The sequence below is a fragment of the Bacillus sp. YP1 genome (assembly GCF_000877815.1).
Taxonomy (GTDB): domain Bacteria; phylum Bacillota; class Bacilli; order Bacillales; family Bacillaceae; genus Bacillus; species Bacillus subtilis.
The window spans coordinates 3652466-3664658 of sequence record NZ_CP010014.1 but is presented as its reverse complement, the minus strand read 5'-3'; the positions used below and the strand labels follow the sequence as shown (position 1 = coordinate 3664658).

Annotated in this window: 9 protein-coding genes and 2 pseudogenes; 9 read left to right on the top strand and 2 right to left on the bottom strand. The window is 45.8% G+C overall.

The features are described 5' to 3' along the window. Positions 1-17: 17 nt before the first annotated feature. The 3 genes and pseudogenes from QF06_RS22195 to dbpA form a co-directional block, all read left to right on the top strand. Positions 18-146: pseudogene (locus QF06_RS22195) on the top strand (hypothetical protein); the annotation flags it as partial. 351 nt (positions 147-497) lie between these two features. Further along, positions 498-1646 (top strand): rhamnogalacturonan acetylesterase, encoded by a 1149-nt coding sequence (locus QF06_RS18025; protein WP_041850336.1) that lies wholly within the window; start codon positions 498-500, stop codon positions 1644-1646. A gap of 82 nt (positions 1647-1728) precedes the next feature. Then, positions 1729-3168 (top strand): ATP-dependent RNA helicase DbpA, encoded by a 1440-nt coding sequence (gene dbpA, locus QF06_RS18020; protein ID WP_041850337.1) that lies wholly within the window; start codon positions 1729-1731, stop codon positions 3166-3168. An 18-nt stretch (positions 3169-3186) separates the two neighbouring features. Here dbpA and QF06_RS18015 read toward each other — a convergent pair whose 3' ends face one another. Then, positions 3187-4473, bottom strand: coding sequence for an MFS transporter (locus tag QF06_RS18015; protein WP_072175330.1), 1287 nt, complete (start codon positions 4471-4473; stop codon positions 3187-3189). Between the two features lie 206 nt (positions 4474-4679). On the opposite strand from QF06_RS18015, the gene QF06_RS18010 reads away from it, so the two are divergent. The 3 genes from QF06_RS18010 to bglS all read left to right on the top strand — a co-directional run bounded on the left by QF06_RS18010 (position 4680) and on the right by bglS (position 7313). Continuing rightward, positions 4680-5360 (top strand): hypothetical protein, encoded by a 681-nt coding sequence (locus QF06_RS18010; protein ID WP_010886641.1) that lies wholly within the window; start codon positions 4680-4682, stop codon positions 5358-5360. A gap of 95 nt (positions 5361-5455) precedes the next feature. Beyond that, positions 5456-6289 carry a transcriptional antiterminator LicT gene (gene licT / locus QF06_RS18005; protein ID WP_003242598.1) on the top strand — a complete coding sequence of 278 codons (834 nt, stop codon included), beginning with the start codon at positions 5456-5458 and terminating at the stop codon, positions 6287-6289. A 295-nt stretch (positions 6290-6584) separates the two neighbouring features. Continuing rightward, positions 6585-7313, top strand: a complete 729-nt coding sequence (gene bglS / locus QF06_RS18000; RefSeq protein WP_021480986.1) for a beta-glucanase — start codon at positions 6585-6587, stop codon at positions 7311-7313. Positions 7314-7457: 144 nt separating this feature from the next. On the opposite strand, the gene citH is transcribed toward bglS, so the two are convergent. Continuing rightward, positions 7458-8738 carry a citrate transporter CitH gene (citH, locus tag QF06_RS17995; RefSeq protein ID WP_041850339.1) on the bottom strand — a complete coding sequence of 427 codons (1281 nt, stop codon included), beginning with the start codon at positions 8736-8738 and terminating at the stop codon, positions 7458-7460. A 200-nt stretch (positions 8739-8938) separates the two neighbouring features. On the opposite strand from citH, the gene QF06_RS17990 reads away from it, so the two are divergent. The 3 genes and pseudogenes from QF06_RS17990 to QF06_RS17980 all read left to right on the top strand — a co-directional run bounded on the left by QF06_RS17990 (position 8939) and on the right by QF06_RS17980 (position 12156). Continuing rightward, entirely contained in the window at positions 8939-10999 is a 2061-nt protein-coding gene (locus QF06_RS17990) for a catalase (protein WP_041850340.1), read from the top strand. A 49-nt stretch (positions 11000-11048) separates the two neighbouring features. Then, positions 11049-11340: pseudogene (locus QF06_RS17985) on the top strand (hypothetical protein). 144 nt (positions 11341-11484) lie between these two features. Next, positions 11485-12156 carry a DUF3298 and DUF4163 domain-containing protein gene (locus QF06_RS17980; RefSeq protein ID WP_041850341.1) on the top strand — a complete coding sequence of 224 codons (672 nt, stop codon included), beginning with the start codon at positions 11485-11487 and terminating at the stop codon, positions 12154-12156. Positions 12157-12193: the final 37 nt, after the last annotated feature.

Sequence of the window (12193 nt, the reverse complement as noted above, 5' to 3'; positions counted from 1 at the left end):
AGAGGAGGAATCCATGTTTGAATATCACACAATACGAGAAATTGAAAAAGCATCTTTCTGATGCGGATACAGGTCCATTTACATTAAACGAGTTTTCGTTCTATATGAAAGAAGATGATCGTTATATACATATTCCTGTGTTTGAATTAAAACTATCAGCTCAAACCTGTGACATTCATTTACGGTTTGAAGACGTTAGTGCATCAAAGCTGGATGATCTTGAATCCATCGATTCTGTTGCATTGGAGATTGTACCGACTGACGATCAATGGGAAAGACTCCGTTATTATGTGTATGACGAAGAAAACCAAATAAGCTTCTATTGCGGAGGTTGGGATGTGATCAAGTGTGACAAGAAGTCACACTAATTTTCCCCTTCTTGAGACTCTCCCCTCATTTTTATTCCTCAACGCCATTTTTTTCTCCCTTCAGTCATCATAAAGAAACAATCACCGAGTATGCATTAATGTATGCGTTTTCATAGAGGGGGAGTCTTGATGAAAAAATGGATGGCAGCGGCTTTTGTAATGATGTTGATGTTGTGTTTTGGCGGGATTGAGAGTGTGAAGGCAGTGGAGCCAAAGGTGTATCAATTTGACTTTGGAAGCGGTTCGGTGGAGCCTGGTTATATTGGTGTCAGGGCGTCTGATCGGTATGACCGGTCAAAGGGCTACGGTTTTCAAACACCGGAGAATATGAGGGATGTGGCGGCATCCGGGACTGGTGTGAAGAGGGATGCGGTTCAGTTTTTAGCGTATGGGACGAAAAGCAATAACACGTTTAATGTGGATCTCCCGAATGGCCTTTATGAGGTGAAGGCGACGCTTGGCAATACGGCAAGGGCCAGTGTGGCGGCGGAGGGCGTGTTTCAGGTTATTAATATGACAGGGGATGGCGCGGAGGATACGTTCCAAATTCCTGTCACCGACGGGCAGCTGAATCTGCTGGTGACAGAGGGGAAAGCTGGCACCGCTTTTACGCTTAGCGCTTTGAAAATAAAGAAATTGTCTGATCAGCCGGTGACGAACCGAACCATTTATGTCGGCGGCGACTCGACGGTGTGCAATTATTATCCGCTCAACAGCAGCAAGCAGGCGGGCTGGGGGCAGATGCTGCCTCACTATATCGATAAACATACCTTTCAAGTGAGAAACATGGCGTCTGGCGGGCAGATCGCGAGAGGGTTCAGAAATGATGGACAGCTTGAGGCGATCCTGAAGTACATCAAGCCGGGGGATTATTTTATCTTGCAGCTTGGCATTAATGACACAAATCCGAAGCATAATGAATCTGAAGCGGAATTTAAAGAGATGATGCGTGATATGATTCGTCAGGTGAAAGCGAAAGGAGCGGACGTCATCCTATCAACACCCCAGGGCCGGGCGACCGATTTTACTTCTGAGGGCATCCATTCGTCTGTAAATAGATGGTACAGGGCTTCTATTTTAGCTTTGGCCGAAGAGGAAAAAACACACCTCATTGACTTAAATGTCCTCAGCTCGGCATACTTTACATCGATCGGTCCGGAAAGAACACTCGGGCTTTATATGGATGGAGATACGCTGCACCCGAACCGCACGGGGGCCGACGCACTGGCGCGATTGGCTGTTCAAGAGCTAAAACGCCAGGGAATCGATGGCTTTTAACACGTCATTTTTTCGACAAAACACATACGCCTTCGTCAATTAGAGTATAATGAGAACATCTGCAAGAGACAGGAGTTTATACATGAGTCATTTTAAAAACTATCAAATCAGTCATGACATTTTACGAGCACTGGAAGGACTAGGATATAGAGAACCGACCAAGGTGCAGCAGAGCGTGATCCCCGCTGCCCTTGAACGAAAGGATCTTGTCGTCAAATCACAGACGGGAAGCGGGAAAACGGCTTCGTTCGGAATTCCTCTCTGTGAGCTGGCGGATTGGGATGAAAACAAGCCGCAGGCGCTTATTTTAACTCCAACCCGTGAGCTTGCGGTGCAAGTAAAGGAAGATATCACGAACATCGGACGATTTAAACGAATCAAAGCGACAGCCGTATTTGGAAAATCCTCCTTTGATAAACAAAAAGCTGAGCTTAAGCAAAAAAGCCACATTGTTGTCGGCACGCCGGGACGTGTTCTGGATCATATCGAAAAAGGCACGCTTCCGTTGGATCGTCTCTCTTATTTGGTCATTGATGAAGCGGATGAGATGCTGAATATGGGCTTCATTGAGCAGGTGGAGGCGATTATCAAGCATCTGCCGACTGAGCGCACGACGATGCTGTTTTCAGCGACGCTTCCGCAGGATATCGAGAAGCTGAGCCGTCAATATATGCAAAACCCCGAGCATATCGAGGTCAAAGCGGCCGGCCTAACCACAAGAAATATTGAACATGCGGTGATTCAAGTAAGAGAAGAGAATAAGTTTTCATTGCTGAAAGATGTGCTGATGACGGAGAATCCCGACAGCTGCATCATTTTCTGCCGAACGAAGGAGCACGTCAATCAGCTGACCGATGAATTGGATGACTTAGGATATCCATGCGATAAAATTCACGGCGGAATGATTCAGGAAGACCGATTCGACGTCATGAATGAATTTAAACGTGGCGAGTACCGTTACTTAGTGGCAACGGATGTCGCCGCGCGCGGGATTGATATTGAAAATATCTCCCTTGTCATCAACTATGATCTGCCGCTTGAAAAAGAAAGCTATGTCCACCGCACGGGCCGAACGGGACGCGCAGGGAACAAAGGAAAGGCCATTTCGTTTGTCACGGCCTTCGAAAAACGGTTTTTAGCCGACATTGAAGAATATATCGGATTTGAAATCCAAAAAATAGAAGCCCCTTCTCAAGAGGAAGTGGCAAGGAAGAAACCAGAATTTCTAGCTAAACTGAATGACCGTCCGGAAAGCAAAAAGGACAAAAGCGAAGAGTTGAATAAAGACATTATGAAGCTGTATTTTAACGGCGGAAAGAAAAAGAAAATCAGAGCCGTTGATTTTGTAGGAACGATTGCCAAAATTGACGGTGTGTCAGCTGACGACATCGGCATCATCACGATCATGGATAACGCCTCATACGTTGAGATTTTAAATGGTAAAGGCCCTCATGTTCTCAAAGTGATGAAGAACACAACCGTCAAAGGGAAACAGCTGAAGGTGAATAAAGCGAATAAATGATGAATGACCTGCTCCCAGTTAAAGGGGCAGGTCATTTTGCTGCTGGCTGACATCTGTGCTGGTTTCCTCGGGAACAAAGGCAAGAATCACAATACCAATCACAAACAAAATGATCAGGCTGAACACCGCAGTCGAGGATTTACCGGTCAGCTGGGCGGTAACGGCAATGAGCAGCGGCCCCATAATTGAGGCGAATTTTCCAAAAATGTTGTAGAAGCCAAAGAATTCATTGGCGTGGCGCTTTGGCACAAGCTTGGCGAAATAGGAACGGCTGAGGGCTTGAATACCGCCCTGCGAGGTGGCGACAAGCATAGCCAGTATCCAGAAATCAAGCGTTGTCTCCATAAAATAGGCATACACGCAAACGATCATATAAATGACGATCCCGACGTACAGCATGGTCTTCCCCGTGAAGCGTTCTGCCAGTTTTCCGTATATAATCGAAAACGGCGCAGCGACCACCTGGGTGACAAATAGGATGATCAGGAGGCTTGAGGAACCGATCCCTAAGTCTGATCCATAGGATGTCGACATCGTAATAATCGTGCCGACTCCGTCGATATAAAAGAAATAAGCGAGCAAAAAGAGGAAAAGTGCCCGGTATTGCCTGATCCGTTTCATCGTCTGGCCGAGCCGCTTAAAGCTGTTGATGACAATATGAGGTTCTCTTTTGATGTAATAGCGTTGATGGACATGTTTAATCATTGGGATGGTGAACAGCCCCCACCAGGCAGCCGTTATGAAAAAGGACAGCTGGCTTGCGGCCGATACAGACACTGGAATAGTCTCTGCTTGCGCGAGCAGGATGACAGCAATACTGATGATAAATGGAATCGTGCTTCCGATGTATCCTAAGCCAAAACCCCGTGCCGAGACGAGATTCATCCGCTTCTCAGTCGTGACGTCAACGAGAAAGGCATCATAAAACACATTGGCTCCGGAAAAACCGATAGCCGATATCGTATAAAACAGCAGCAATAGCAGCCAATGCTCACTTGGGATAAAGGCCAGCATTGCGGTGCTGGCGACACCGGCTGACACAAAGAAACCGAAGAACTTTTTCTTGCACCCTTCATAGTCGGCGATTGTGCCTAAAATAGGCCCGAGCATCGCAAGAATAAACGTTGAAATCGCAATGGTATAGCCCAGATAGGCAGTCGATTGAGCGGCGCTGACACCGCTTTCCGCAGCTGCTGATTTATAAAATAACGGAAATACCGCGGTGGTCACGACAATTGAGTAAGCAGAATTTGCCCAGTCATATAATACCCAGCTGTTTTCTTGTTTCGTAAAACGTTTCATCATCAGAGCCCCTCTCCGGTAACGATACTTCTATTGTACGAGAAATGGGCCTGAAAAGAATGGAATGAACGTCAATTTTTACAAAATATTTATGTTTTTTCGCTTCAAATCATACTTTTGATTTATTGCTTGGGTTAGGTGCATCTGGTACCATTTAACTATATTTTATGGTATTTTCCAGAAGGGATTCAGCAGAGAGGAGACAGAGCATGAGGCGAATAGGCTTGTGTATAAGCCTGCTGGTCACAGTTCTTGTGATGAGCGCATGCGAAAGTGAAGGTGAGGCTCAGATGTTCGCAGACTGTGATCAAAAGACAGTAAAACAAACCGCAGCCAAACCGATGAGCAGTAAGAAAAAGCAGGATTTCCAAGCCCTCGCAAGCGACAGGCAGCTGGCCATTGTGTTCAGTTCCATGATACAAGTGAGCGAAGCATTTGATTATGGAATCGGCAATCCAGAATACTTCGTGCGAATCAGCATGACTGAAGAAGAAGCAGACATTGCGAAGGAGAATCTCGAATCGATTAAGCTTGAGAACAAATCGCTCAAAAAACAAAACAGCGAGGCGGTTGCCTTGCTTCAAAAAACGCGTAATCAAGATATGAGCCGCATCGAAATTCAGCAGCTGACAGAAAATAGAGCCGGTTTTTTTGAGACCGCAGACAGTATGATCAAACTCATCAACCAAGTCACACCGAAAAACGCGAAGAAGACAAGACAGCAGCTGGATCAGCTGAAAAAACAATATACACAATACAGCGCTGAAAGCATTAAAATCATGAACAGCATTGTCAAAAAGCAGAAAGCTGACAAGGCATCATTTGAACGCCATCTGGAGGCGCTGCTTCAAAAACAGCCCGGGCAGCAGGTACGGAGTGAATTGTACTGACCAGCTTCCGTCTTTCCCTGATGATATTGACCTAGTACAAAAAGAATGTACAATCAAGATATAGTCTGTTCTTAGTAGATTTGGAGGGACATGCCATGAAAATTGCGAAGGTGATCAACAATAATGTGATCAGCGTGGTCAATGAACAGGGGAAAGAATTGGTCGTCATGGGCAGGGGGCTCGCGTTTCAGAAAAAGTCCGGCGATGATGTCGATGAAGCCCGCATTGAGAAAGTGTTCACGCTCGATAACAAGGATGTATCAGAAAAGTTCAAAACCCTTTTGTATGATATACCGATCGAGTGTATGGAAGTATCCGAAGAGATTATCAGCTACGCAAAATTACAGCTCGGCAAAAAGCTCAACGACAGCATCTATGTGTCGCTGACCGACCATATTAACTTTGCCATCCAGCGCAACCAGAAAGGGCTTGATATCAAAAACGCCTTGCTGTGGGAAACAAAACGGCTCTACAAAGACGAATTTGCGATCGGCAAAGAAGCGTTGGTTATGGTAAAAAACAAGACTGGTGTGTCTCTGCCAGAGGATGAAGCAGGCTTTATTGCTCTGCATATTGTAAATGCCGAGCTGAATGAAGAGATGCCCAATATTATCAACATTACAAAAGTCATGCAAGAGATTTTGAGTATTGTAAAATACCATTTTAAGATTGAATTCAACGAAGAATCGCTTCACTATTATCGGTTCGTCACCCACTTAAAGTTTTTCGCGCAGCGTCTATTTAACGGCACTCACATGGAAAGCCAGGACGATTTTTTGCTGGATACAGTGAAAGAAAAGTATCATCGCGCGTATGAGTGCACGAAGAAAATCCAAACCTACATTGAGCGGGAGTATGAGCACAAGCTCACAAGTGACGAGCTGCTGTATTTAACCATTCACATAGAAAGGGTAGTTAAACAAGCATAATGAGAGCGCTGACATTTGTGTTTCCTTGTGTTCACTTTTTCTTACATTCACATATGAAAATGGTAGGATTGTTACTGATAAAGCAGGCAAAACCTAAATTGCAATGAGTGCGGATCATCTCTGTCTGTGCTGATGGTAATTTAGGTTTTTATTTTTTTCAGAGGGAAGATGATGATAGTTACAGGATTCAAGTCAGTAAGATTCGGTATTATCATTATTTTGACCGATGTTCCCTTTTAAAAGAATCATGTAAGATCAACATAGAAAACGCTTTCATTGAAAGGGGAATGCCAATATGCCTTATCTGAAACGAGTGTTGCTGCTTCTTGTCACTGGATTGTTTATGAGTTTGTTTGCAGTCACTTCTACTGCCTCAGCTCAAACAGGTGGATCGTTTTTTGACCCTTTTAACGGCTATAACTCCGGTTTTTGGCAAAAAGCAGATGGTTATTCGAATGGAAATATGTTCAACTGCACGTGGCGGGCTAATAACGTATCAGTGACGTCATTGGGTGAAATGCGTTTAGCGCTAACAAGCCCATCTTATAACAAGTTTGACTGCGGGGAAAACCGTTCTGTTCAAACATATGGCTATGGACTTTATGAAGTCAGAATGAAACCAGCTAAAAACACAGGGATCGTTTCATCGTTCTTCACTTACACAGGTCCAACAGATGGAACTCCTTGGGATGAGATTGATATCGAATTTTTAGGAAAAGATACAACAAAGGTTCAATTTAACTATTATACAAATGGTGCAGGAAACCATGAGAAGATTGTTGATCTCGGGTTTGATGCAGCCAATGCCTATCATACGTATGCATTCGATTGGCAGCCAAACTCTATTAAATGGTATGTCGATGGGCAATTAAAACATACTGCAACAAACCAAATTCCGACAACACCTGGAAAGATCATGATGAACTTGTGGAATGGCACGGGTGTCGATGAATGGCTTGGCTCCTACAATGGTGTAAATCCGCTATACGCTCATTATGACTGGGTGCGCTATACAAAAAAATAATGCCAAATGTGAAAGAGCCTGCTGCAATATAGCAGGCTCTTATGATTGTAATGAGGAGTTGTTGGCATGAATCTTCTATTCACTCATAATATCCTATTTGATCTTCTCCCCTCTGTACTCAATGCTACGATCAAGCTCATACATTTAGAAAGAAATAATCCCAATCAAAAGTGCGGCAATCGTCATCACAATCGTTGTTCCCACGGCCCATTTAATAGTGAATTTTTGATGGTCGCCAAAGCTGACGCCTGCCATTCCAACCAATAAATAGGTGGAAGGCACAAGCGGGCTGAGCAGATGCACAGGCTGCCCCAGCAAGGAGGCCCTTCCGATTTCAGCGGCGTCTATTCCGTAAGCGGAAGCGGCTTCGGCGATGATGGGAAGGACACCGAAGTAAAAGGCGTCATTCGACATGAAAAAGGTGAATGGCATGCTGACGATCGCAGTGATCAACGGCAGGTGCGGGCCCATGGCATCAGGGATGAGTGAAACGAGAGAATGCGCCATGGCATCCACCATTTTTGTGCCGGAGAGAATGCCTGTGAATATGCCCGCAGCAAACACCATTGAGACAACGTTTAACGCATTACCCGCATGCGCCGAGATTCGTTTCTGCTGCTCTTTGACATTTGGATAGTTGACCATCAAGGCGACGGCGAACGCAGTCATAAAAAGAACAGGGAGCGGCAGCAGGCTGGTGATCAGTGCGGCCATCAGAGCGACAGTCAGCAGCAGGTTAAACCATTGAAGAGCGGGACGCTTGAGCGGTGCGGCCTCCGGATCGGAAGACGGTGCGTGATCAATCGAAATGACGCCGAGCCGCTTCCGCTCTTTCTTTCCGAGGATATAAGCAACGGCGATCACCCAGAGAATGCCGGCGATCATAGCGGGAATCAGCGGCGTGAAGACCTCTGACGTGTCCAATTTTAAGGAAGCCAAAACCCTCGCAGTCGGCCCGCCCCACGGGATAATATTCATAACCCCCGAACCGAGCATCGCTATTCCCGCTAACACCAAACGGTTCATGCCGAGCCGTTTGTAGAGAGGCAGCATCGCTGCAATGGTAATCATATAGGTTGTTGTCCCATCTCCGTCCAGCGAAATGGTCATGGTCAGAACCGCTGTGCCTACGGCGATTTTTAACGGATCTCCTTTGACAAACGATAAGATTTTGGCAATGAGAGGATCAAACAGGCCTGAGTCAATCATAACGCCGAAATACAGGATGGCGAATAACAGCATGATACCGGTAGGGGCGAGGTCTGTAACGCCCTGAATCATCATCTCGCCGAGATCTTTGCCAAATCCGCTGATCAGGGCGAACACAATAGGAACGACAATCAAAGCAATAAGAGCGGAAAGCCGGTTAGACATAATAAGGTACATAAAGACAATCATCATCACAAAACCGAGTATGGCAAGCATGATATGACCTCCCCTATTCAACAGCTTTTTTAGTAAGCGCTTCCATCCTTTCTTTCTGTGAAGAAGGCTTATTTCAAATGTGTATGACCGCATATTTATATGTAGACCAAAAATCCTAATGAGCGGATTAGCAGTTTATATGAAGAACGCCACGGGTAAATGTGCTGTAGAATGTTTCGTTTTAAAAAGGGGGAGCAGACATGAGTGATGACCAAAACAAACGTGTAAATGAACACTCAAAGGACGAGCAGCTTGAGCAGTACAGGACCGATAACAGCGGGAAGAAAATGACGACAAACCAAGGCTTGCGAGTGTCAGAGGATGAGCATTCGTTAAAAGCCGGGGTTCGCGGTCCGACGCTGATGGAGGATTTTCACTTTCGGGAGAAAATGACGCACTTTGACCATGAGAGGATTCCGGAGCGCGTTGTGCATGCGCGCGGGTATGGCGTGCATGGCTTTTTTCAGGTTTACGAACCAATGACGGAATATACACGGGCCAAATTTCTTCAGGACCCTTCGGTGAAGACACCGGTATTTGTCCGTTTTTCTACGGTCGCGGGTTCTAAAGGCTCCGCAGACACGGTGCGGGATGCCAGAGGCTTTGCGACAAAATTTTATACTGAAGAAGGAAACTATGACCTTGTGGGAAATAACATTCCGGTGTTTTTCATTCAGGATGCGATCAAATTCCCGGATTTGGTTCACGCGTTTAAGCCTGAGCCACACAATGAAATGCCTCAGGCCGCGACTGCTCACGATACGTTTTGGGATTTTGTCGCCAATAACCCTGAGTCGGCTCACATGGTGATGTGGACGATGTCAGACAGAGGCATCCCGCGCAGCTACAGAATGATGGAAGGCTTCGGCGTTCACACGTTCCGTTTTGTCAATGAACAAGGAAAGGCACGTTTCGTGAAATTTCATTGGAAGCCGGTGCTCGGCGTGCATTCTCTCGTATGGGATGAAGCGCAGAAAATTGCCGGGAAAGATCCGGATTTCCATCGCCGTGACCTGTGGGAAACAATTGAAAACGGCGGCAAGGTTGAATACGAGCTCGGCGTGCAGATGATTGATGAGGAAGATGAATTCAAGTTTGATTTTGATATTCTTGATCCGACTAAGCTGTGGCCGGAAGAGCTTGTGCCGGTGAAGATCATTGGGAAAATGACGCTGAACCGCAACCAGGATAATGTGTTTGCGGAAACAGAACAGGTCGCATTCCACCCGGGAAATGTCGTGCCGGGCATCGATTTTACAAATGACCCGCTATTGCAGGGGCGGCTTTTCTCTTATACGGATACACAGCTGATTCGTCTTGGCGGTCCGAACTTCCATGAGCTTCCGATTAACCGGCCGGTATGTCCATTCCATAACAATCAATATGACGGTTATCATCGGATGACGATCAATAAGGGGCCTGTTGCTTATCATAAAAACTCACTGCAAAACAATGATCCGTCGCCTGCGACAGCTGAAGAAGGCGGCTACGTCCACTATCAGGAAAAAGTCGAGGGCAAAAAAATCCGCCAGCGAAGCGACAGCTTCAACGATTATTACTCACAGGCGAAGCTTTTCTGGAACAGCATGTCTCCTGTGGAGAAACAGCACATCATTTCTGCTTTCTGCTTCGAGGTCGGGAAGGTCAAAAGCAAGGACGTACAGCGGCAGGTCGTTGATGTTTTCAGCAATGTCGATGCAGATTTAGCAGAAGAAATCGCCAAAGGAGTAGGCGTGGCGGCGCCCGCGAAGCGTAAAGCATCTAAAGAAATTCTTACTTCGCCTGCGTTAAGCCAAGCCCGTACAGTGAAAATCGCGTCAACAAGAAAAGTCGCTGTACTCGCCGGAAACGGATTTCATGAAAAAGAGCTGCAAACAGTGCTGGAAGCCTTAAAGCAAGAAGGAATCACAGTGGATATCATCAGCCAAAATCTGGGGTATATGACAAGCGGCAGCGGACAGCAGCTTGAGGCCAGCGGCACGTTCCTGACGGTTGATTCTGTTCTGTATGATGCCGTCTATGCCGCAGGAGGGCTGGAGTTAAAAGACAACAAACAAGCGATGGCGTTTATCAGAGAAGCTTACAATCACTACAAGGCGATCGGTGCGGCAAATGAAGGAATTGACCTTCTTCAATCCTCTGTCGGGACAACAGAGGGACCAGGCATCGTAACGGCTGAAGAAGAACCTGACTACGCTGCTTTCAGCAAGGCATTTATCGATGCGATTGCTGCTCATCGCCATTGGGATAGACGAATTTGACCGGCTCCTGTATCTTTAAGGAAGATACTTTTCATAAGGAGCATGGCAAATGAACGAAAAACAGCTCGCTGAAGCTTACGAACGCGATGAAAATATGATGATTTTGGTGTTTGCCCAATGGTGCGTGAACCATGATCTTGATCCGATGGAGCTGTACGCCAAAGCGTATCCGCAGCAAAAGCTGAATGAAAGCTTGAAAAAAAACCATGGACGATCTGGTCGTGCCAAAACACGAAGCAGAGCACATTCCGGACCAGACTGTCATTGCGGTATTAGAGATGTTTGGAAATACAGATTTGGCACAGGCCGTTCATGAAGCGATTTCTGGGCGCAAACAGTAAAAAAAGAGACATCCTGTGTCTCTTTTTTTATTGGAAAAATCATGCTGTTAGACCTAGAAACTTCTTTCAATTTAATCAGTCTATAAAAGTGTGTATTGCTTAAATAAGGGAATGTTAAACAACGACATCAAAGGAGGAGATCGTATGAAATGGAATAACATGCTGAAAGCCGCGGGGATTGCAGTCTTGCTTTTTTCCGTAGTTGCATATGCGGCCCCATCTCTAAAAGCAGTTCAAACGAAAACATCGACTGTCAGCACTCATACGTACAAAAAGATCAAGGAGTTAACGTATCCACAAGTGCATCACATCGGGAATGCCGTGTTTGAAAAGAAAATCAATCAAGAGCTGGAAGCCTACATTGAACAATCGTATCAGGAATACCTGAAAAACAAAAAAGCAGGCGAACAGCAGGGCTTTAAAACGGAATATCAAACATCCTTCAGCGTCAAATACAATGCGGCAGGCAAGCTCAGCATTCAAACACTCAATTATATCTATTCAGGCGGCGCCCACGGTTTAACGTCTGTCCAGTCCTTCAACTATGACTTGAAAGCACAAAAGCGGGTGACGCTGGATCAGATTCTGAACACCAAAACAAAAGTCAGCAAAACGAGAGATTACCTATATAGCTATATCAAAAAACACGATGAGCTGTTTTTCCCTGATGTAAAGAAAGAGGATATAACCCTAAACAAAGACACAATGTTTTACTTTACGGCAAACGGGATCGCCATCGTCTTCGGCCAGTATGACTTGGGGCCTTATGCAGCGGGAATCCGGGATGTGCAGGTGCCAGCCTCTATTTATCAATAATGAAAAGAGCCATATCCGAAAAGGGATATGGCTCAAT

Bases quoted from the DNA above. Each gene is read 5' to 3' on its own strand.
- QF06_RS18010 (WP_010886641.1), top strand. From the start codon at position 4,680: ATGAGGCGAATAGGCTTGTGTATAAGCCTGCTGGTCACAGTTCTTGTG.
- licT (WP_003242598.1), top strand. From the start codon at position 5,456: ATGAAAATTGCGAAGGTGATCAACAATAATGTGATCAGCGTGGTCAAT.
- QF06_RS18025 (WP_041850336.1), top strand. From the start codon at position 498: ATGAAAAAATGGATGGCAGCGGCTTTTGTAATGATGTTGATGTTGTGT.
- bglS (WP_021480986.1), top strand. From the start codon at position 6,585: ATGCCTTATCTGAAACGAGTGTTGCTGCTTCTTGTCACTGGATTGTTT.
- QF06_RS17980 (WP_041850341.1), top strand. From the start codon at position 11,485: ATGAAATGGAATAACATGCTGAAAGCCGCGGGGATTGCAGTCTTGCTT.
- QF06_RS17990 (WP_041850340.1), top strand. From the start codon at position 8,939: ATGAGTGATGACCAAAACAAACGTGTAAATGAACACTCAAAGGACGAG.
- dbpA (WP_041850337.1), top strand. From the start codon at position 1,729: ATGAGTCATTTTAAAAACTATCAAATCAGTCATGACATTTTACGAGCA.
- citH (WP_041850339.1), bottom strand. From the start codon at position 8,738: ATGCTTGCCATACTCGGTTTTGTGATGATGATTGTCTTTATGTACCTT.
- QF06_RS18015 (WP_072175330.1), bottom strand. From the start codon at position 4,473: ATGATGAAACGTTTTACGAAACAAGAAAACAGCTGGGTATTATATGAC.